Annotated in this window: 24 protein-coding genes and 1 tRNA gene; 18 read left to right on the top strand and 7 right to left on the bottom strand. The window is 72.3% G+C overall.

The features are described from left to right. The first annotated feature begins 124 nt into the window (after positions 1 to 124). A complete protein-coding gene (locus ER308_RS16900; protein WP_131156078.1) occupies positions 125 to 343 on the top strand; it encodes a CDGSH iron-sulfur domain-containing protein in 219 nt (72 codons plus the stop codon). Between the two features lie 88 nt (positions 344 to 431). Here the strand turns inward: ER308_RS16900 and ER308_RS16905 are convergent, their stop codons facing one another. The 3 genes from ER308_RS16905 to ER308_RS16915 form a co-directional block, all read right to left on the bottom strand. After that, positions 432 to 1,103 carry a CpaB family protein gene (locus ER308_RS16905; RefSeq protein ID WP_131156079.1) on the bottom strand — a complete coding sequence of 224 codons (672 nt, stop codon included), beginning with the start codon at positions 1,101 to 1,103 and terminating at the stop codon, positions 432 to 434. A gap of 116 nt (positions 1,104 to 1,219) precedes the next feature. After that, a complete protein-coding gene (locus ER308_RS16910; RefSeq protein ID WP_131156080.1) occupies positions 1,220 to 1,621 on the bottom strand; it encodes an FmdB family zinc ribbon protein in 402 nt (133 codons plus the stop codon). A gap of 120 nt (positions 1,622 to 1,741) precedes the next feature. After that, positions 1,742 to 2,317, bottom strand: coding sequence for a 5-formyltetrahydrofolate cyclo-ligase (locus ER308_RS16915; protein ID WP_165492195.1), 576 nt, complete (start codon positions 2,315 to 2,317; stop codon positions 1,742 to 1,744). Between the two features lie 224 nt (positions 2,318 to 2,541). Between ER308_RS16915 and galU the strand changes: the two genes are divergently transcribed. From galU to ER308_RS16950, 7 genes are all read left to right on the top strand, one after another. Beyond that, a complete protein-coding gene (galU, locus tag ER308_RS16920) occupies positions 2,542 to 3,462 on the top strand; it encodes a UTP--glucose-1-phosphate uridylyltransferase GalU (RefSeq protein ID WP_131156082.1) in 921 nt (306 codons plus the stop codon). Then, the gene (locus tag ER308_RS16925; protein WP_131156083.1) at positions 3,459 to 4,691 is read left to right on the top strand and encodes a molybdopterin molybdotransferase MoeA; all 1,233 of its coding nucleotides are present in this window, start codon (positions 3,459 to 3,461) and stop codon (positions 4,689 to 4,691) included. Before galU ends, ER308_RS16925 begins: the two co-directional genes overlap by 4 nt. A 12-nt stretch (positions 4,692 to 4,703) precedes the next feature. Beyond that, a complete protein-coding gene (gene moaC / locus ER308_RS16930; protein WP_131156084.1) occupies positions 4,704 to 5,222 on the top strand; it encodes a cyclic pyranopterin monophosphate synthase MoaC in 519 nt (172 codons plus the stop codon). Continuing rightward, on the top strand, positions 5,209 to 5,772 hold the full coding sequence (locus tag ER308_RS16935) for a MogA/MoaB family molybdenum cofactor biosynthesis protein (protein WP_131156085.1): 564 nt from the start codon (positions 5,209 to 5,211) through the stop codon (positions 5,770 to 5,772). Before moaC ends, ER308_RS16935 begins: the two co-directional genes overlap by 14 nt. A 68-nt stretch (positions 5,773 to 5,840) precedes the next feature. Further along, entirely contained in the window at positions 5,841 to 6,632 is a 792-nt protein-coding gene (locus ER308_RS16940; RefSeq protein WP_131156086.1) for a hypothetical protein, read from the top strand. Next, on the top strand, positions 6,629 to 7,336 hold the full coding sequence (locus ER308_RS16945; protein WP_205745688.1) for a translin family protein: 708 nt from the start codon (positions 6,629 to 6,631) through the stop codon (positions 7,334 to 7,336). The genes ER308_RS16940 and ER308_RS16945 overlap by 4 nt, the downstream gene beginning before the upstream one ends. 88 nt (positions 7,337 to 7,424) lie before the next feature. After that, positions 7,425 to 7,497, top strand: a tRNA-Ala gene (locus ER308_RS16950). A gap of 54 nt (positions 7,498 to 7,551) precedes the next feature. Here ER308_RS16950 and ER308_RS16955 read toward each other — a convergent pair. The 3 genes from ER308_RS16955 to ER308_RS16965 form a co-directional block, all read right to left on the bottom strand. Next, entirely contained in the window at positions 7,552 to 8,079 is a 528-nt protein-coding gene (locus ER308_RS16955; RefSeq protein WP_205746041.1) for a PIN domain-containing protein, read from the bottom strand. Next, positions 8,022 to 8,264, bottom strand: a complete 243-nt coding sequence (locus ER308_RS16960; protein ID WP_131156088.1) for a type II toxin-antitoxin system Phd/YefM family antitoxin — start codon at positions 8,262 to 8,264, stop codon at positions 8,022 to 8,024. The genes ER308_RS16955 and ER308_RS16960 overlap by 58 nt, the downstream gene beginning before the upstream one ends. A 69-nt stretch (positions 8,265 to 8,333) precedes the next feature. Next, entirely contained in the window at positions 8,334 to 8,882 is a 549-nt protein-coding gene (locus ER308_RS16965; protein WP_205745689.1) for a TetR/AcrR family transcriptional regulator, read from the bottom strand. 124 nt (positions 8,883 to 9,006) lie between these two features. Between ER308_RS16965 and ER308_RS16970 the strand changes: the two genes are divergently transcribed. Next, positions 9,007 to 9,384 carry a VOC family protein gene (locus ER308_RS16970; protein WP_131156090.1) on the top strand — a complete coding sequence of 126 codons (378 nt, stop codon included), beginning with the start codon at positions 9,007 to 9,009 and terminating at the stop codon, positions 9,382 to 9,384. A gap of 320 nt (positions 9,385 to 9,704) precedes the next feature. On the opposite strand, the gene ER308_RS16975 is transcribed toward ER308_RS16970, so the two are convergent. Then, positions 9,705 to 10,055, bottom strand: a complete 351-nt coding sequence (locus ER308_RS16975; RefSeq protein WP_131156091.1) for a PGPGW domain-containing protein — start codon at positions 10,053 to 10,055, stop codon at positions 9,705 to 9,707. 189 nt (positions 10,056 to 10,244) lie between these two features. Between ER308_RS16975 and ER308_RS16980 the strand changes: the two genes are divergently transcribed. From ER308_RS16980 to rsmA, 9 genes are all read left to right on the top strand, one after another. Further along, on the top strand, positions 10,245 to 11,192 hold the full coding sequence (locus tag ER308_RS16980; RefSeq protein WP_131156092.1) for a ribose-phosphate diphosphokinase: 948 nt from the start codon (positions 10,245 to 10,247) through the stop codon (positions 11,190 to 11,192). A gap of 22 nt (positions 11,193 to 11,214) precedes the next feature. Continuing rightward, positions 11,215 to 12,063, top strand: a complete 849-nt coding sequence (rsmI, locus tag ER308_RS16985; RefSeq protein WP_205745690.1) for a 16S rRNA (cytidine(1402)-2'-O)-methyltransferase — start codon at positions 11,215 to 11,217, stop codon at positions 12,061 to 12,063. Between the two features lie 128 nt (positions 12,064 to 12,191). After that, complete coding sequence (locus ER308_RS16990) at positions 12,192 to 12,911, top strand: GOLPH3/VPS74 family protein (protein WP_131156093.1); 720 nt, start codon at positions 12,192 to 12,194, stop codon at positions 12,909 to 12,911. 120 nt (positions 12,912 to 13,031) lie between these two features. Beyond that, positions 13,032 to 14,585 carry a methionine--tRNA ligase gene (metG, locus tag ER308_RS16995; RefSeq protein WP_131156094.1) on the top strand — a complete coding sequence of 518 codons (1,554 nt, stop codon included), beginning with the start codon at positions 13,032 to 13,034 and terminating at the stop codon, positions 14,583 to 14,585. Positions 14,586 to 14,721: 136 nt separating this feature from the next. Next, positions 14,722 to 15,270 carry a SigE family RNA polymerase sigma factor gene (locus ER308_RS17000; RefSeq protein ID WP_165492196.1) on the top strand — a complete coding sequence of 183 codons (549 nt, stop codon included), beginning with the start codon at positions 14,722 to 14,724 and terminating at the stop codon, positions 15,268 to 15,270. Next, complete coding sequence (locus tag ER308_RS17005; protein ID WP_131156096.1) at positions 15,270 to 17,135, top strand: hypothetical protein; 1,866 nt, start codon at positions 15,270 to 15,272, stop codon at positions 17,133 to 17,135. The genes ER308_RS17000 and ER308_RS17005 overlap by 1 nt, the downstream gene beginning before the upstream one ends. Positions 17,136 to 17,397: 262 nt before the next feature. After that, a complete protein-coding gene (locus ER308_RS17010) occupies positions 17,398 to 18,180 on the top strand; it encodes a TatD family hydrolase (protein ID WP_131156097.1) in 783 nt (260 codons plus the stop codon). Positions 18,181 to 18,281: 101 nt separating this feature from the next. Next, the gene (locus tag ER308_RS22865; protein WP_131156098.1) at positions 18,282 to 19,283 is read left to right on the top strand and encodes a resuscitation-promoting factor; all 1,002 of its coding nucleotides are present in this window, start codon (positions 18,282 to 18,284) and stop codon (positions 19,281 to 19,283) included. Between the two features lie 146 nt (positions 19,284 to 19,429). Beyond that, positions 19,430 to 20,146 carry a 16S rRNA (adenine(1518)-N(6)/adenine(1519)-N(6))-dimethyltransferase RsmA gene (rsmA, locus tag ER308_RS17020; protein ID WP_240732120.1) on the top strand — a complete coding sequence of 239 codons (717 nt, stop codon included), beginning with the start codon at positions 19,430 to 19,432 and terminating at the stop codon, positions 20,144 to 20,146. Positions 20,147 to 20,358: the final 212 nt, after the last annotated feature.

Raw genomic sequence — 20,358 nt, forward strand, 5'->3', positions numbered from 1 at the left:
TCGTGGCCGGGCCCCTCGGGGAACGGTCGGTGCGGGCCACCGTACGAACCGACCGGCCGTGGACTCACACGAAGCAGGCACGACGACGAGACTCGCGAGCGACACGCGATCGGAGGATCACGGCATGGCGAACGGCAAGCGCATCCAGGCATCGCAGAACGGGCCCTACCTGATCGCCGGGCCGCTCACGATCGTGGATCCGCAGGGCAACGAGTTGTCCGTGCCGGAGGACGAGGCCGCCGCACTCTGCCGCTGCGGCGCGTCGACCACCAAGCCGTTCTGCGACGGTACCCACTCCAAGATCGGGTTCGACGCCGCCGAGGCCGCCGTCGGCAACAGCTGACCCGAACCACAGTCGAATAGCGACCGGTCACTGTCACGCGCGACGCGGCCGCCGGAACGCGGTCGCCGTCGGGGCCCGCGGATGGAGGTCACGGCTCGGGGGCGTGGGCGAGCAGTACCTCGCCGGCGGCCAGCCCCGAGGTGACCGCCGCGACCTCGTCGCCCGCGAGGGCGACGAGCGCCGTCGGCTCTCCCCGTTCCTCGTCGACATCGAGGCCCACCACCGGGCGCTGTTGGGCCACCAGCGTCGCGGCTTCCTCGCGACGACCCAGCACCCACACGTCGACCCAGCCGCCCGCCGTGACCCCCCAGTCCTCCTCGACCGGCACCGGAACCGCGCGCAGGCTCCCGGGCAGCGCTCCGGCGGGGCCCGCGGCGTGAAGGTGCGTGGACGTCACGACCGCGCCCTCGGGAAGGGCGAGCGCGAGCCGTGCGTCGGGCTCCACTCGCGAGACGGCGTCGGGGGGCGCGAGCGCCGCGGGCCGGCGTTCGGTCGTCACCGTGGCGTGATCCCCCGGAGCGTGGTCGTGTTCGGCGACGGCGACGCGCACCGGTTCACCGCCCCAGCGGAGCTGGGCGAGTTGCACCCGGGTCTCGGCAGCGAGCACGAGTGCGAGCACCAGGAGCACCACGATCGTCGGCCGGGCGCGCGGCGGCAGGCCCGCCCACCACTCGCTGGCCGCGTCGATCGGGCGTGGGAGCGCCGGCAGCGGGCCGCGCAGGAGCCCACGGAGCGGGCCGGGTGACGTCGAGCCGTCCATGCCCGCAGCATGCGCCCGCCTCCCGCGCTATCGCGGAGTCGGCACACGGAGGCTTGTGGAGCGTCGCGTGGAGGCCGTTCGCGTGAGGCCGTGGCGGGAGGCCGTGGTGGGCGGGGTCAGTCGCCGCTCGACGTCCCACCGGACTTCGTGCCGTCGGTGCTGGACGCCGCGCTCTTCGCGTCGCTGGACCCCCCGTCGCTGCCGGCTCCCTCGGAGGATCCGTTGCTCCCGCCGTCGGACCCACCCGAGCCGTCCCCGGTCCCGTCAGAGGTCCCGCCATCGCTGCTGGCCGCGGGCTCCGAGGTCTTCGTGCCGGTCTTCTTGCCGTTGTCCGACGCCTCGGCGCGCGAGTCGGTGACGTAGAAGCCCGAGCCCTTGAACACGATCCCGGCGGCGTTGAACACCTTGCGCAGCGACCCGCCGCACCGAGCGCACTCGCGGAGCGGGTCATCGTGGAAGGACTGCCAGACCTCGAAGCGGTCCTCGCAGTCTCGGCACAGGTACTCGTACGTCGGCATTGGACCTCCCGCGGGCGAACGACCCCCCTAAGTATGGCGAGGAGCGCACCGCGTTGCCAACAGCACCCCCCGTGCGGTCGGCCGCCGTTCGCACGCGCCGCACGGCTGCCCGCCCGTCGCTCAGTCGCTCGGTCGCAGCACGCCGGTCTCGGTCACGACGGCGTCGAGTCGCTGGTCGTGGTTCTCGGTCGGCAGGTGCGGAAGGACCTGCGCCGCGTACGCGACCCCGATTCGCGTCGGCGCCTCGAGACGGGTGAGGAGTCGGTCGAAGTGTCCGCCGCCGTAGCCGATGCGGGTGCCGTCGGGTGCGAAGCCGACGCCGGGCACGAGGACGACGTCGACGGCCGGGGCGGATTCGCGCGGCAGGTCCGGGCTCGGTTCGCGGACGCCCCGATAGCCCGCGGCGAGGTCGCTCGTGAGGTCGTGCACGCGGGCGAGGGTGAGCTCCGGCCCGTCCACGACCGGGAGGTAGACGGCGACGTCGCGCCCGAGCAGTACCTCGAGCAGGGGGTCGAGGTCGACCTCCGAGCCCGTGGCGGCGTAGGCCACGATCGTGGCGGCCCCGCGGACCTCCTCCAGCGCCGCGAGGCGGGCCCGGATCCGTGCCGCTGCGCTCGCCCTGGTCTCGTCGTCGAGGGCGTCGCGAGCTTCGCGCGCCGAACGGCGGGCCGCGCGCTTGGTCGCCTGTTCGTCCACGTGAGGTTCCTCCCCGTCGCTGGCACTGTCGGTCGCGGTTCGCGGTTCGCGGTTCGCGGTCGCGGTCGCGGTCGCGGCGTCAGCCGGCGCCCGGTCGGCGCAACCAGGAGCGCCGATCGACCGCCGACTCCTACACTGCCGGGTCGAGGCACCCACAGGGGTCCGCGGGCGGGGCCACCGCCTGACCATGACACGGATCGGACCCGGACACGAAAGGATCGCGTGTGCGCGCACGCAAGGCAGTGGTGCCCGCCGCGGGGCTCGGCACCAGGTTCCTCCCCGCGACGAAGGCGCAGCCGAAGGAAATGCTGCCGCTGCTCGACAAGCCGGCGATCCAGTACGTGATCGAGGAGGCCGCCGGTGCCGGCCTCGACGACGTGCTCCTGATCACCGGTCGCGGCAAGCGAGCCCTCGAGGACCACTTCGACCACGCGATCGAGCTCGAACGTCAGCTCGCGGCCGCCGGCCAGGAGGATCTGCTGGCCGCGGTGCAGGCCGTGAACCGGCTCTGTCACCTGCACTACGTGCGGCAGGGCCAGCCGCTCGGCCTCGGCCACGCGGTCGGGTGCGCGGCGCGTCACGTGGGTGACGAGGCGTTCGCGGTGTTGCTCGGTGACGACCTCATCGGCGAGGAGGAGGGCCTGCTGCAGCGCATGGTCGACCTCTGTGAGGCTTCCGAGCGCAGCGTCCTGGCCGTGATGGAGTTCCCCGACGAGGACCTCGGCAAGTACGGCGTCGTGGCGGGCGAATCCGATCCGGACGAACCCGATGTCGTGCACGTGCACGACATGGTCGAGAAGCCAGGCAAGGCCAACGCCCCCAGCAACCTCGGGATCATCGGCCGTTACGTCCTCACCCCCGACATCTTCGGGCACATTGATCGAACGAAGCCCGGTCGGGGAGGCGAGATCCAGCTGACCGATGCGATGAAGGTGCAGGCACAGGAGGAGCCGATCCGCGCGGTCCGGTTCGACGGTTTGCGTTATGACATCGGCAACAAGATGGACTACCTCAGGGCCACTGTGGAGCTTGCGGCGCAACGCAGCGATCTGGGACCGGAGTTCCGCGAGTTCCTCACGGACTTCGTGAAGAACCTGCCGGACTCGGGCCCGTCCGACGACCCCGATGGTGGGGGGGCGAGGTGACCGCACGCGCCGCCGCCGGTGAGCTGGTCCCGCTGGTCGAGTACCGCCGGGAGGTGTTGGAGTCGATCACGCCGCTCGACCCGATCGACCTGGCGCTGCTCGAGGCCCACGGCTGTGTGCTGGCCGCCGACGTCACGGCGGCGGGGGACGTTCCGCCCTTCGACAACACCGCGATGGACGGGTACGCCGTTCGCGGATCGGTGCTCGAGGCCGGAGAGGAGTTCGAGCTGGTGGGCACGGTGGCGGCGGGGGCCCAGGCCGAGGAACCGCTCGGGCCCGGACAGGCGGTGCGCATCATGACCGGGGCGCCGGTACCCGAGGGCACGGACGCGATCGTGCCCGTCGAGCTCGCCCGCGAGCGAGACGGGTCCGTCCTGCTCGAGGAGGCGGCCCGCCCGGGTGCGCACATCCGCTCGGCCGGCGAGTCCGCCCGTGCCGGGGACACGCTGCTCGACCGGGGTCGGTCGCTCGGGGCGCCGGATCTCGGGATGCTCGCGGCGGTCGGGAACCGATCGGTGCGCGTGCACCCCCGGCCTCGCGTCGTGGTCGTCTCCACCGGCGACGAGCTCGTCGAGCCGGGTCGGCCGCTGGCCCCCGGGCAGATCCGCGACTCCAACTCCTACATGCTGACCGCGATGGCGCGCGAGGCCGGGGCGGTCGCCTATCGCCAACTGTTCGTCCGGGATGACCCCCGGGCGCTGCGCGAGGCCTTCGAGGGCGCGTTCAGTCATGCTGATGTCCTGGTCACCAGCGGTGGCGTGAGCGCTGGCCTGCACGATCACGTCAAGGGCGTGCTCGCGCAGCTCGGCGATGTCCGGTTCCGCAAGATCGGCATGAAGCCGGGGATGCCGCAGGCGTTCGGCTTCGTCGACCGCGTCCCGTGCTTCGCGCTCCCCGGCAACCCGGTGAGCGCGTTCGTGTCGTTCGAGGTGTTCGTCCGACCCACGCTGCTGCGGATGCAGGGACGGCAGGACCTCAACCGACCGCGGGTCACCGCGGTCTTCGACGGAACGCACGGCAGCCCGGGGGAGAAGGTCGAGTTCGTGCGGGTGCGGCTGGCCGCCGACGAGGAGGCCGGCTGGCGAGCGCTGCCGACGGGGGAGCAGGGCAGCGGCATCCTGCAGTCCGCGGTGCTGGCCGATGGCCTGGCCGAGATCCCCGCTGACGTGACCGAGGTCGCTGCCGGCAGCCGGGTGACGGTCCACGTCCTCGACGACGACGTGCGCTAGCGGCGGGTAGCCATGGGCGAGGATCGCACCCCCGAGGGCGAGCTGACCCACCTCGACGCGCGCGGCCACGCTCGCATGGTCGACGTCGGCGACAAGCCCGCGAGCGCTCGCACCGCCCGGGCGCGCGCCGAGCTGCGCATGCGGCCCGACACGGCGGCCCGGCTGGCCGAGGGCACCCTCCCCAAGGGCGATGCCCTCGCGATCGCGCGCATCGCGGGCATCCAGGCGGCCAAGCGGACCGCTGACCTGATCCCGCTGTGCCACCACGTCGCGCTCGCGGGCGTCGATGTCGAGGTGGACGTCGATGCCGACGAGGGACGGGCGACGGTCAGCGTCGACGTGCGGGCCGCGGACCGGACCGGTGTGGAGATGGAAGCGCTCACCGCTGCCTCCGTCGCGGCACTCGCCCTCTACGACCTGCTCAAGGCGGTCGAGCGGGGCGTCGTGATCGGCGAGGTCGCCCTGGTCGAGAAGACCGGTGGCACGCGTGGCGACTGGCGCGCCGAGGGGGTCGACGATGACGCCGGGTGAGGCCGGGAACGACAGCCCGTCGGAGCCACACGGCCGGGCCGCGGTCATCACCGTTTCGACGCGCGCGGCCTCCGGGATCTATCCGGACGAGGCCGGACCCGCGCTCGTCGAACGGCTGCGCACCGGCGGCTTCACGGTCGACGCTCCGACGGTGATCCCCGACGGGCGCGGACGCGTCGCCGACGCGATCCTGCAAGCCTGCCGACGAGCGGACGTCGTGGTGACGACGGGGGGGACCGGGCTGCACCCGAACGACCACACCCCGGAAGGCACCCTCGACGTCGTCGAGCGGCTCGTGCCCGGCCTCGCCGAGGCGATGCGGGCTGCGGCGCTCGAGGCCACCCCGATGGGGATGCTTTCGCGGGGCGTGGCCGGCATCTGCCGTGGGACTTTGGTGCTGAACCTGCCGGGCTCGCCGCGCGGTGCGGTCGAGAACCTGGCCGCCGTCGAGGTCGTGCTGCCGCACGCCCTCTACCAGCTCGCCGGCGGCGACCACCACCGCGGGGGCCACCAGCACGCCGACGACGACGGTCGCGGGGGCAGCGGGTAGGGCCTCGGTCACGTCGCGTGGTCGGTTCCCGCGAACCTTGTAATTCAGCTGGTATCGTGCCCGCCACGATGAACGTCGTGGTGATCATCCTGCTGCTCGCGCTATGGGCGGTCGTCCTACTGCCCGGGCTCGTCCGCGCTCGCCGCGCCGGGTCGCCCGCGAGTTCGGTGTCCCGGTTCCACCGCGACCTCGACCGGCTGGAACGCACCGGCAAGGCTGCGGGCGAGGCCGCGTCGGTCGGGCGGGCTCCTTCCCCGTCCGCTCGGCCGGCGCCCTCGACCGCGGGTCGGGTGTCCTGGCTGCGCGCGGCCCGGCGCGACCCGGATGCGGGCGAGCGGCACGCGAATCCGGCCGGGCGGGTGCGAGCCATGGCCGCGTTCCGCCGCCGGCGGCGCGGGGCCTCCACCGCGCACCACCGACGCGGCCTCGGTGCGCTCACGGTCACCGAGCGGCGCCGCGTTACGTTGATGGGCCTGCTCACGGCCCTGGCGCTCACGCTCGTCTCGGGTCTGTGGCTCGGCGGCCCGGCCTGGGGAGGCACCGCGGCGGTCGGGCTCGCGCTCGTCGCCTACTGCGCGCTGCTGCGCCGCGTCACCGCCCGTGAGCGCAGTCGTCGTGTCGTCCGGTCCCGAATGGGGGAGCCGGGGGATGCACGAGGCGGGGCCGGCTACCCGAGTGGCGAGCACTCGTCGAGCGAGCCCGTGCTCCCGGGGCCCGACCCATCCCCCCATCTCAACGGAACCGCGGCGCGTGGTCCGCACGATCCGCGCGACGCCAAGGCGACGCCACGCGGCTCGCTCTCGGACGCGGAGAGCGCCACCGGGCCGCTGCGGGCCGCCGCCGCGGGTGGGTCCCGGTGAGCGATCCGCGCGAGCCGCGCGACGCTGGCGGGGCTGGTGAGGAGGCGGTGCTCGAGGGGCTCGACGGGCATGCCGAGCACGTCCGCGAGAGCTTGCGCGCCAAGCATCGCGCTCGCGAGGAGGCGCTCGACCGCAGCCGCGACGCGACGAGGCTGGCGGCCGATGCGATCCGCGCGGCGCACCGTGACGAGTACGACCGGGTCACCGAGCTGCTCGATCGGTGCGCCGAGGAGCTCGCAGCCGCCCGCGACGCCGCCCGCGACCATCCCGAGGTCCGCACCGCCGGGTTCGTCACCGACGCCGAGAAGGAGTACGCGGAGGCCCGGCTCACGGCCGCCGCGATCGCGAATGCCCCGCTGCCGGGTCCTGACGAGCTGCGGATCGGTGCCGCCTCCTGGTCGAACGGCCTGGCCGAGACGGTCGGCGAGCTCCGGCGTCGCGCGCTTGACCGGCTCCGCGCGGACCAGCCGGACGAGGCGGCCCGCTGCCTCGCGGCGATGGACGAGATCTACGAGGTGCTCGTCACCGTGGACTTCCCGGAGGCCGTCACCGACGGACTGCGCCGGAGCACCGACGTCGCCCGAGGGCTCGTCGAGCGCACCCGCGGGGATGTCACGACGGCGTCCCTCCAACAGCGCCTGCGGGACGCGCTGGCGCGGCACGGCGCCGCCGACGGTGCCGATGGGCCGTCGACCGACGCGTGACGCGGGCACTCCCGAGGGTGGTGGCTCGTGTGCCGGCGGGGTGGTCAGGTGCTAGCCTCCACGGGCGCGTCGAATTCGGCGCGCATCCGGGGCTGTAGCTCAGGTGGCAGAGCGCCTCGTTCGCAACGAGGAGGTCAGGGGTTCGAGTCCCCTCAGCTCCACTTATTGTTGTCCAATCGACAACGTCACACTGGGGCTGACCCTCACTCCGCCGCTCAGGTGTTCCACCGGAAACGCCTTTCGGAGTCATTGATCGGGTAGACTTCCCGGCCGCTGGTCGCGCTGTCAAGCCGCTTATGGGTAGCCACCGGAATGCCCGGGAGGCCTTCGAATCCGCTGGGGTCGGCGGTGACGATCGTCCGCGAGGACGCTGCCGCCGTTGCGGCGATGATGAGGTCGTGCGCTCCGCGGGGGCGCCCCGCCCGACGGGTGGCCGCGAGCAAGTTCGAGTGGACCTCCGCGACGCGCAGGTCGTAGGGCAGCACGGGCAGTACGTCGAGGAGGTCGTCCACGAACGCTTGGCGGGCAGCGTGGTGGTCGGAGGTTGCCAGCGCCACCCCTACGAGCAATTCGGCGACGGTGACCGCAGCTATGGCGACGTCGTCGTCATCACTAATGCGCTCCTCGAGGTCAGCGGCGTGGCGCTCGGCGTCGATGAGGAAGGTGGTGTCCAGAAGGAGGAGGCTCAGCGCCGTTCCTCCACCGACAGCAGCGCGCGGATGTCGTCCAGGTCTTGGGCCCAGCTTGGGTCTGGGTCGTGGCGGACCAGCGCGGCCTTGACCTGATCACCACGGCCTCGACCGACGGGCTCGAGGTGGGCGACCGCCTTGCCGCGGCGGACGATGGTGTAGTGCTCCCCTTGCTGCTCGACAGCGTCGAGTAAGCTGGCGAACTGCCGTGCGGCCTCGGTGGCGCTTACATCAGGCATGGGATCATATTATCAGATCGCCATGCTCCGCTCCTTGGTGGCGCTGCAGGCGTTCTCGGTCGTGTTGGGTCACTCGGGTGAGGGGTCGAGCACGGTGGTGATGAGCTGGTCGATGGACTTCCCGGTCAGGGGTGTGGAGGTCATGAGGCGGGCGTAGAGGATGGCGCCAGACAGTGCGTGCGCGGCGAGTTCGGGATCGATGGTCTCATCGATCCCTCCGGCGTCGATGCCGAGAGCGATCGCGTCCACGAGCGCGCGCCGGCGGTCGTTGGTGTAGCCGTCGAGGAGCACCCGGAGCTCCGGGTCGTGTTCTGCAGCTTCGATCAGTGCTGGGATCGCGGGGGCGAGGCTGCTCTCGGTGAGGGCGTGGCCGAGATGGTGCAGCAGTTGCTGGATGCGTTCGCGAGGGGTTCCGTCGGGCTCGGGTGCCGGCTGGGTGTTCAGCGTGTGCATCGCGTCGATGATCAGCTGGGGCTTGCCGGCCGTCCAGTGCCGGTAGATGGTGCTCTTGCCAACACCGCACCGGGCTGCGACCGATTCGATCGTGAGCTGGCCGTGGCCGACTTCGGCGAGCTCTTCGAGGACGGCGGCTAGCACGATCTGCCGGGTTCGGGTCACACGGGGGTCCACCGCGTCGTGTAGCGCCAAGGGTTGCCCTTCGCCTCTGGGGTTTCCTTTGATACGTTGATGTTCTATCGTGAAACGGACACGTTTCGAAGTGTAGTCGATAGAGGAGCGGATCGTGAGTCCCGTGAGCGTTCGCTACATCGTCGACGACGTCGATCGCGCCGTGGCCTTCTACCGCCATCACCTCGGGTTCGAGGTGGTAACGCACCCGGCGCCGGGCTTCGCGATGCTCCAGCGCGGCGATCTTCGCCTGTTGCTGAACGCCCCCGGTGCCGGTGGTGCCGGCCGCGCGAGTGACGGCACCACGCTCGAGCCGGGAGGCTGGAACCGCTTCCAGCTCACCGAGACCGATCTCGACGTGACCGTGGAGCAGTTGCGTGATGCCGGCGCGCAGTTCCGGTCCGCGATCGTCGCCGGATCGGGCGGCCGGCAGGCGCTCGTCGCAGACCCGGCCGGGAACGTGGTCGAGCTGTTCGAGCCCGCCGAACGCTGAATCGCGGGCACCCGATGGCGGCCATCACGATGACTACGGGCGTCGAGAGGGAGATGCGATGCAGACACAGGTGACAATGAGGCGACCGATTCGGCTGCTCTGTCAGGGCCATGACCTCGTCGTCGGTGGAGCCCGATGGAGACCGAGAACCCGGACGTGACTCGCGTCGTGGCCCTCCTCAGCCCGGCGATGTGCCAGGGCGTCTTGGAGCGCCTCGTCGATCAGGAGTTCCACTGACCCCGTGACCCGCGTCACGGCGCCGCGTCCACCCACCTGTGCTCAGAAGTCCGGTTGATGTCGATGCAGGCCGATCGGGCGGCTCAGAGCAGCATGAGGGCGAGCACTGCTGCCGCGATCGCCGCCGACGCCGCGACCGTCAGCGCCTTCACCCAGAGGCTCGCGCGGTCGAACCGCTCCTTGGCCTCGGTGCCGTGCTCGACGGTGCGCAGCAGCAGCCAGCGTGCCCACCCGAACACCGCGGCGAGCATCGCGAGCCCGAGCGGGACCACCACCGTGACGGGACCGGGGAACACGGTCATCGCGAGGCCCGCGGCGACGACGATCACCCCGACCGCCACCCACATCACGCGGAAGACCTTGCCGTGGCTGTCGACGAGTCCCCGGGCTCGGCCGATCTTGCGGTCGACCCAGCGTGTGCTCTCGCGGTCCATGCTCGCTCTCTGCTCGAGGAAGCGTCCAGCGTTCCCCGCTTGCACGGCGTGTACGCGGCAACGGACCGCGGAGGGCCTCCGGTACGATGCCCCCGGTTGCCGGCCACCTCGACCCGTTCGCCTCCCCTGGGTTACGGCAGGTCCAAGTGGCTCACGGCAGGTCCGACGCCCGCCCACGGGGGAGAGTCAGTGACGACCGACGACGTGCTCGTGTTCGGTGGCTCGGGGAGCCCTCGGCTGACGGCGGCGATCTGCGACTACCTGCAGATCGCACAGGGCGCCGGCGAGGTGCTGCGCTTCAAGGAAGGCAACCTCTTCCCCCGGATCCTGGATAACGTGCGGGGCCGGGAGGTCTACATCGTCCAGTCGACGGTGTTCCCCGCCAACGACCACTTCATGGAGTTGCTGTTCTGGCTCGACGCCTTCACCCGGGCCAGCGCCCAGTCGGTGACCGCCGTCGTGCCCTACTTCAGCTACGCCCAGGGCGACAAGAAGGACGAGCCCCGCGTGTCGATCCGCGCGCGGGTGTGCGCGGACGCGATCGAGGCCGCGGGCGCGGACCGCATGGTCACCCTCGACCTGCACGCGCCGCAGATCCAGGGGTTCTTCACCGTGCCCGTCGACGACCTGCACGCCCTGCCGAGCCTCGCCGGCGAGATCGAGCGCCTGGAACTCGACGACATGGTGATCGTCGCCCCCGATGCGGGCTACGCGAAGACCGCCCGCCGCTACGCGCGATACCTGGGCGTGCCGCTGGCCATCGGCGACAAGGAACGGGCCGCCCACGACGACCACGCGGAGATCATCGACCTCATCGGCGACGTGGAGGGGCGGTCGGCGGTCATCGTGGACGATTTCTCCATCTCCGCGCAGACCATGGTGGGGATGGCGACCGAACTGGACCGGCGCGGGGCCAAGGAAGTGGTCGCAGCCCTCGCGCACGGCGTCTTCGCCGAACCCGCCATGGAGCGCATCGACGCGAGCCCGCTCACCCGCGTCGTCACCACCGACTCGGTGGAGAACCAGCCGGTGGTGTTCAGCGACAAGGTGCACGTCGTCTCGGTCGCGCCCCTGTTCGGCGAGGCCATCCGACGCATCCACAATCGGGAGAGCATCAGCGTGCTCTTCCCGATGTGACAGGCGACGAGGGGCGAGGATCGTGGCTGTGAACGAAGGCGGCGTGGGCCAACTCGTCGTCGTCGCGACGCCGATCGGCAACCTCGACGACCTGTCGCCCCGAGCGGTCGCGGCGCTCGCCAGTGCCGACGTCGTGGCCGCCGAGGACACCCGCCGGACGGGACGCCTCCTGGCGCACGCCGGCCTGGACCGTCCGCTGCTCAGCTACCACGAGCACAACGAGGCGCGTCGCGCGGTGCATCTGCTCGACCGTGTCGCCGCGGGGGAGACCGTCGCGCTCGTCACCGATGCCGGCACGCCCGGCGTGAGCGATCCGGGCCAGCGCGCGGTCCGCGAGGCCGTCGACCGCGGTCTGCGGGTGGAGGCCGTGCCGGGACCGGTCGCGGCGGTGCACGCCCTCGTGCTGTCGGGCCTGGCGACCGACCGGTTCGCGGTCGAAGGGTTCCTGCCGCGGAAGGCCGGCGAGCGGGGCCGCCGGCTCGCCGAGCTCGCGGACGATCGCCGCACGCTGGTCTTCTACGTGGCCCCGCACCGCGCGGCCGCCGACCTGGCTGCGATGGCCGAGGCGTTCGGGTCGGAGCGGTCCGCCGCGCTGGCCCGCGAGCTCACCAAGCTGCACGAGGAGGTGTGGCGCGGCTCGTTGTCCGAGCTCGCCGAACGCGCCGAGGCCGGATTGAAGGGGGAGGTGACGGTGGTCGTCGCCGGCGCGCCGGAACCGGGTGGAGAGGACGTGAGCGACGATGACCTCGTGGCGCGCGTCCGCGAGCTCGTCGCGACCGGGACGACGAAGAAGGACGCGATCGCCGAGGTCGCCCGCGCCGCCTCGGTTCCCAAGCGCCGGGTGTACCAGGCCGTGCTCGACCGCGGCTGACGCCCGGCGGTCCCGATCGCGGCTGATGCCCGGCGGTCGGGACCGGCCTTCCTCGTTCTCGGCGCGGGCGCCGGTAGAGTGCCGGTGGACCCTGTCGCTGTCCCGCGCGGGGTGGGGGCAAGGAGGCGATGGTGGACGATTCCCCGACGGACGGCACACGCCTCTCCCTGCCGGAGGAGCTGCTCCTGCTCGGCTGGGACGACGAGCGGGGCAAGAACACGGGCACCGCGAACCTGCTCGCCCTCCTCGGCGGTGCCGCGTTCCTCGACCTCGCCCTGCGGGGGGCGATCGACGCGACCGGCAAGCACGTCGAGGCCCGCGAGGGCGACACCGGGCATCCCGTCCTCGACGGCGTGCTCGAGCGGATCCGCACCGACCGCAAGTCGCGTGACGTCAAGGGTTGGGTCGGGTGGTACGGCCAACGCAACGACCTGCGCGACGAGGTGCTCGACCATCTCCTCGCCCAGGGCATCGTGCGCCGCGAGGAGCGCAAGATCCTCGGGCTGATCCGCCTCACGCGACACCCGGTCACCCAGCGCGTGCGGGTGGAGGAACTGCGACGTCGGGCCGGTGCGCTGCTCACCTCGTCCGAGCCGCTCGACGACCCCCGCGACGCGGCGCTCGGCGGCCTGCTCGAACCCGCCGGAGGCACGCTCCGGGCGCGGCTGGTCCCACGAGGCCAGCGGCGTGCCGCGGCGCGGCGAGCCAAGGAGCTCGCCAAGGGGGAGGGGATGAGCTCGGAGGTGGCCGACGCCATCGGCGAGGCCAACGCGGCGGCGATGGCGGCGATCACCGCGGCCGCGGCCGTGTCGGCGGCGAGCGCCGGGTCGAGTGGTGGCTCGAACTGACCGTTGGCGGCCGCTTCGATGCGCCGGGGCGAGGGCTAGGATCGGACCTCACGGCGAGTGGCTGCGCCGTCGACCGATGGCGTGTGCGCGCCGCAACCCCGACCAGGGCGAGAACGGCCGATGAAGGACACCTACTACCTCACGACGCCCATCTACTACGTCAACGACGTGCCGCACATCGGCCACGCCTACACGACGGTGGCCGCCGATGTGCTCGCCCGTTGGCGTCGGCTCAACGGGGACCGTGTGCACCTGCTCACGGGCACCGACGAGCACGGGCAAAAGGTCGCGCGGGCCGCCGAGGAGCGTGGCCTGGACCCGCAGGCCCACTGCGACGACATCCTCCCCCGGTGGAAGGAGATGCTGGAGCTGCTCGGCATCTCCAACGACGACTTCATCCGCACCACCGAGGACCGTCACACCGCGCGGGTGCAGGAGTTCATGCAGCGCCTCTACGACCAGGGCGACCTCTACAAGTCGGTCTACTCCGGGCCGTACTGCGTCCGCTGCGAGGCGTACTACTCCGAGAGCGAGCTGGTCGACGGCGACCAGTGCCCGATCCACCGCCAGCCGGTCGAGCGTCTCGAGCAGGAGAACTGGTTCTTCCGCCTGTCGAAGTACGGCCCGGCGCTGCTCGAGCTGTACGACTCGCGCCCCGAGTTCGTCCAGCCCGACGTCCGCCGCAACGAGGTCCGCGCGTTCGTCGAGTCGGGGCTCGAGGACATCTCGGCCACCCGCACGGAGTTCAGCTGGGGGGTGCCGTGCCCCTGGGACGAGGGCCACATCTTCTACGTGTGGTTCGACGCGCTGCTCAACTACATCACCGCGATCGGCTACGGCGCGGACGACGACGCGTTCGCGCGCCGCTGGCCAGCCGACGTGCACCTCATCGGCAAGGACATCCTGCGCTTCCACGCCGTGTACTGGCCGGCGATGCTCATCGCCGCGGGCGTCGAGGTGCCCCGCCAGGTGTACGCGCACGGGTTCCTGCTCGTCGGCGGCGAAAAGATGGGCAAGTCGAACGCGACGGGGATCCAGCCCTCGGAGCTCGTCGACCACTTCGGCCGGGACTGCTATCGCTACTACTTCCTGCGCGAGATCTCGTTCGGCCAGGACGGGACGTTCAGCTGGGAGTCGATGGAGGCCCGCTACGAGACCGACCTCGCCAACGAGCTCGGCAACCTCGCCAACCGCGTGCTGAACATGGTGACCCGCTACGCCGACGCCAAGGTGCCCGATCCCTCGGTGGCCGGCGGTGAGCCGGGACCCGAGGAGGAGCGCCTGGCCGCGGATCGCCAGGCGGCGGTCGAAGGGATGGCCGAGTTCGACCAGCTCGCCTTCAAGAAGGGCCTCGAGCATCTGTGGGTGCTCGTGCGCGGGGTCAACCGGTACGTCGAGGCGACCGAGCCGTGGCAGCTGAACAAGCGAGGTGAGACCGCGCGGCTCGCGCGGGTGCTCTACGAGGGCGTCGACGCGCTCCGGGTGATCGCGGTGCTCGTCTCGCCGGTGATGCCCGACGCCGCCGGCAAGCTGTGGCACAAGCTCGGCCCCGACGAGCCGTTGGAGACCCAGCGCCTCCCCGACGCCGGGCACGGCGGGCGCACGGCGGTCGGTGCGACCGTCGAGCGCGGCGAGCTGCTCTTTCCCAAGCTGCCCGAGGAGGCCGGGACGTAGGCACCCGACGCGTCGGTGCGCGGCGCTCGGGCCCACGATGCGGTCCGGGGGAGTAGGGTGCGTGCCGCGTCCGGGTGCCGATCGGACAGGCAACCTTCGGTGCAACCTGCGCGTCGTGGGGGACGGAGGTCCCACCATGGATGCGACGACCCTGCTGCCACGACCAACGACGACATCGACGACCGTACCGGTGCTCGACGACACCGAGGACTTCACCGCGATCTTCGCCGCCCACCACGACGAGGCGGTCCGGCTCGCCTACCTGATTTGCGGGGATCAGGATCGCGCCGAGGACGCGGTCGCCGACGCGATGGTCAAGGTCTGGCGGGCCTGGCAGCGGGGCAGGATCGACAACCCGCGGGCGTACCTTCGACGCGCTGTCGTGAACCAGGTGAACTCGCGGTTCCGTCGGCTCGCGCTGGAGCGGCGGGAGGCGGAGCGACGTGTCGGCGACGACCGGGGGCCGCGCGACCCGGACACGCAGGTCGTCGATCGTGACGAGATCTTCGAGGCGTTGCAGCAGCTGCCCTCGCGGCAGCGCACCGCGATCGTGCTGCGCTACTACGAGGACCTCCCCGAACGCGAGGCCGCCGACCTGATGGGCTGCAGCGTCGGCACGGTGAAGTCCGCGGTGTCGCGGGGCCTCGAACGCCTCCGTTCCATGGTGGGGGAGGAGGTGGCCTGATGCGGGACTTCGAGGAGCGTCTGCGGGCCAGCCTCGCCTCCGAGGCCCGGGTCGTGCGGCCGGACCCCACGGGACTGGACCGGGTCGAGGCGCGGATCCGTCGTCGGCGCGTCGTGGCGTGGACCGCCCCCGCGACCGCGGCGGTCGCGATGCTCGCGTTCGCCGCGATGGCTGTGCCGGCGCTCCTGCCGCACTCTGAGGAGGTCGAGCTGGAGTCCGACTCCCCGGCCGACGACGGGACGGACGAACCCGACGAGGAGCCGCCCGAGGTCGCCGAGGAGCCCGAGACCGAGGCGGTTCCCGAGCCGCAGCCCGAGCCGGAGCCCGAGCCCGAGCCCGAGCTGGACGAGCAGCCCCCGCCCGATGAGGAACCCGAGCCGGACCCCCTGGCGCCGTTCGACGCCGTCGACGAGCTCGTCGAGCGCACCCCCGCGGTGATCGGCCTCGAGGAGGACGCCGCCTGGACCGCGAGCACGTGGACCGGACAGGTCTGGCACGACGCGCACGAGGAGGAGCAGCCCGCCGCCGGTCCGATGGCGGTCTCGCCGACCGCCGACGCGATGAGCCCCGGTGGTGCCTTCGCAGCGGAGGCCGACGATCTCCCCGAGGGCTGCGCCACGCTGCGGCTCGTGCAGGGCGCAGCGAGCCCGGAGGACTACCGCAGCGTGCGCGTCGAACCGGCGCAGTGCGCGGGTACGCCCGCGATCTCGCCGGGCGGCGATCAGCTCGCGTGGGTCGAGGAGCAGAGCGTCGTCACCATCGCCCCGGTGGACGGGTTGCTCGGGGACAATGGCGATCCCGACCACCTCGGCGAGTGGGAGCTCGACGCCGAGGCTGCCCTCGACGTCGCCGCTTGGGTCAGCGGGGTCGACGGCTGGAAGCTCCTCCTGCGTGAGGGGGCCGGCAGCTCCGGGCACCTGCACGCCCTGCTGGTCGACCGGGAGGCCGACGGGACGGTCGACCTGCCCGAGGACGCGCTCGGATCCGACACGCGGGTGGACCTGGACGGCGTGGCGCCACTGGCGGTAGCGCCGCACGACACCGGACAGCCGCGCGTCGAGGAGGTCGACGTTCTCGGGCTCGACAACGGCACGCCGGTGATCCGCAGTGGGTTCCTCGGGGCCGAGAACGCACGAGAGATCCCGCTGCCCGACGAGCTGGCGGCGCCATTGCGGGCCGAGGACGCGCAAGCCTGGCTCACGCGTCACCGCCGGGATGTGCTGCTCGGCGACGGCCTCGGGGAGGTCTGGCACGTGGAGCTGCCCCGGACCACCGACGAGACGGCCGAGGTGACCGAGCTCGAGGCGGAGTGGCGCGGGGCCGGCTTCGTCGCCGACGGGGCCGAGGGTCCCGGCCGCGAGGGTGCGGGCGACCTCGACGAGGAGCTGCTGCCGGCGGACGTCTCCGACGAGGCGGCGTCCACGTGGCGGATGCTCGGTCGGCTCGCGACGGACGGCCGCCTGGAGGAGCTGCCCGCGCGCGGTCCCGAACGGCTCGAGGTCGAGATCGACGGCGGGTTGGTGGATGCGACCGACGAGCCCGAGGCACTCGCGGCGGTCGATCCCGACGAGGTGCTCGCGATCCTCGCCGTTCCCGAGCAGGTCGAGGCGATGGGCGACGGCTTGATGGGCTGGTCGTTCCCGGCTTCGTTCCAGGCGCGAGAGGGCGAGGACGGGGCCATGCTGCCGCCCGCCGAGCTCGAGCACCTGCCCGGCGACCGCGTCGACGAGGAGGGTCGATGGACGGGTAGCCAGGTACGGGTCATGGCCGACGGGTCCTGGGACGCCACACTGGTCGGCGAGGCCGACGCGGCCGATGACGCGGACCCGGATGCCGCTCTCGAGCCCGGCGCGGTCATCGACTGAAGCCGTGGGCCAACAGACCTGCTCCTCGGGCCCGGGTATCGGCGCGTTTCCCGCCGCGCGCCGACACCGAGCGGCCCAGCACCCCCCATTCCCGGCCCGGGCGCCGAGCACCCTGCCGGGGACCCGCGTCCCGTCCGGGGATGGGTCGGCCCGGAATCGGCGCCCTACGACCCTGGGCGGATACCCGACCCGGCGGGTACGCTGACCCGCTGCCGGAGCACGGGCTGCGGTCAGCGCCACCGTGCCCGGGGGAAGGACACCCGTGTACACCGATACCCACTGCCACCTGGAGATGCTCGACATCCCGCCCGGTGAGGCGGTTGATCGAGCGCGCGCCGACGGGGTCGACACCCTCGTCACGGTCGGCATCGATCTCGCCTCGTCGGCCGAGTGCGTCGGCACCGCCTCCGCGTTCGACGGTGTCTGGGCCTCCGTCGGGATCCACCCGCACAACGCGATCGAGGCCACCGAGGCCGTGCTGGGCCACCTCCGTTCCCTGGCCGAACACCCCCAGGTCGTGGCGATCGGTGAGACGGGCCTCGACTGGTTCAGGGACCACTCGCCGGCCGTGCGCCAGGAGGAGGCGTTCCGCGAGCAGCTGCGCCTCGCCAAGGAACTCGGCCGGACGCTCGTGATCCACTGCCGGGAGGCCCACAAGGACCTCCTACGGGTGCTCGAGGACGAGGGGGCACCCGAGCGCACCGTGATGCACTGCTTCTCGGGCGACGTGGAGTTCGCCGAGCGGTGCGCCGAGGAGGGTTGGTACTGCTCGTTCGCCGGGAACGTGACCTTCCGGAACGCTCCCGACCTCCGCGAAGCCGCCTCCGTGGTGCCGCTCCACCTCCTGCTCACCGAGACGGACAGTCCGTACCTCTCGCCGCACCCGCACCGCGGTCAACCCAACGAGCCGGCTCGCGTGTCCCTCGTCGCGGAGGAGCTCGCCGACGTCCACGGGACGACCACCTACGAGATGGGGCGCGTGACGAGCCAGAACGCGCGACGCGCGTTCGGTCTCCTTGCACCTCCCGCGAACGCCGCGGGCTAGGCGTTTCGGGTATTCGGGGCGCCGACGGCTGTCGGAGGACAGTGTGCGGTTAGCCAGGCGTCAGCTTCCGGTCGGAATGTGCGCTCGGTAACGTTTACCCGATGCCAAACCTTTACGAACTCCGCTCTGCCCGTGGACGCCTGCCGTCCCGACGCGTCGTCGCCGTGGCGACGATGTTCGCCGCGCTGCCTCTGCTCGCGGCCGCGGCGTTCGCGGTCGCCCCGGCCACCGGGGACGACGGGACTCCGGTCGCCGCGACCACGGCCACGCCCACCCCCGACCGGATCGCCGGGCCGATCGATGAGTCGATCGGCGACGACGAGGCCGAGGCTCAGCGGATCTCCGCTCTCGCGGCGGCCGAGGCCCACGACGAGTCGAGCCGGGACCTCGGCAGCCGCGGTGCGCATCCGCCGGTGATCCCCGTGACCCTCGTCGACGGCGACGAGGAGGCCGAGGTCGAGACGGCCGCGCGGACCGTCGAGGCGTTCCTGGCCGTCGAGGACGTCGAACTCGACGAGCACGACCGGGTCGATGCCGACCCCGAGGAAGTGCTGAGCGAGGACGACACCGTCGAGATCGCGCGCGCCGAGACGGTCGAGGAGGTGCGCACCGAGGCGCTCGCCTACGAGACGGTCCGCCGAGAGACCGAGGACCGCGAGCGGGGCGATGAGGTGGTCGTGCAGTCCGGGCAGCCCGGCGAGCGCGAGATCGTCGAGGAGGTCGTGTTCGTCGAGGGCGACGAGGAGGCCCGCGAGGTGGTCGACGAGTCCGTGGCAGAGCCGGTCAACGAGGTCGTCGAGGTCGGGACCTCCGAGCCCGCGGCCGCGGCGTCCAACACCGGAGGCGGGGGTGCCGGCTCCGGTGTCTGGGACCGCCTCGCCGAGTGCGAGTCGAACGGCAACTGGTCCATCAATACCGGCAACGGTTACTACGGTGGTCTGCAGTTCCACGCCAACACGTGGGCGCGGTACGGCGGGCACGAGTACGCTCCCAACGCCCACCAGGCGACCCGCGCACAGCAGATCGCCATCGCCGAGCGCACGCTGCAGTCCGAGGGCTGGGGTGCCTGGCCGGCGTGCTCGAGCAAGCTGGGGCTGCGCTAGACCGCGACCGCGATCACCCGGGGTGCCCGCTGCCCGCGCCATTGACCGCTGCCCAGACTCGCGAGCTCCTGGCTGCTCGGGGTCTCGCCCCGAGCCGACGGCGCGGCCAGAACTTCGTCGTCGACGCGAACACGGTGCGGGCCCTGGTGGCTCGTGCCGAGGTGGGTCCGCGGGACCTGGTCGTCGAGGTCGGACCGGGCCTCGGCGCCCTGACCCTCGTCCTGCGCGAGGCCGGTGCGCACGTACTGGCGGTCGAGGTCGACCGAGGCCTCGTCACCGCGCTGCGCGAGGTGGTGCTCCCCGGTCTCGACGGGGTGGACGTCGTTCACGCTGACGCGATGACGATCGACTGGAGCGAGTGGCTGGAGCGGCCGGCGGTGTTCGTCGCGAACCTCCCGTACCACGCGGCCACGCCGATCCTGCTGCGCGCACTCGCCAGCGGTGCCTTCACCCGACTGCACGCGATGGTGCAGCGCGAGGTGGGGGAGCGGTGGGCCGCGCGGGCGGGACATCCCCGCTACGGCGCGGTGAGCGTGAAGGTCGCCGCTCATGCCGCTGCACGCGTCGATGCGGCGATCTCCCGGCGTGCGTTCTACCCGCAGCCCAATGTCGACTCCGTCACGGTTCGGCTCGAGCCGCGGCCCTGGCACGCCGATGTGCCTCGCGATCGCGTGCTGGGCCTCGTGGAGGCCGGCTTCGCCCAGCGCCGCAAGCGGCTGCGGAACACCCTCGCCCGCGAGGGGAGCGGGCCCGCCCACATCGAGGATGCGCTCGCACGCGCCGGCCTGTCGACCACGGCGCGGCCCGAGGAGCTGGACCTCGAAGCGTGGATCGCCCTCGCCCGCGCGCTCGACCGTTCCTGACCGGGGCGGCCGTGCGCAGGACGCCGGCGCTTTGCCCCGGGCCGAGGGACGCGCCTACGATGCCGATCGAGGGGCTTTGCGGCACGCGGCACGCGACCCGTGTCGCGCCCGTACCCGGTACCGGCCACCGCTGTAGCGGGTGTGCGCGGATCGCGGCGACCCGGTCCCGCCGGCGTCGGGATAGCGGGCACGACGCGCCGGTGGGCAGTCTG

This window comes from Egibacter rhizosphaerae (genome assembly GCF_004322855.1).
GTDB lineage: Bacteria > Actinomycetota > Nitriliruptoria > Euzebyales > Egibacteraceae > Egibacter > Egibacter rhizosphaerae.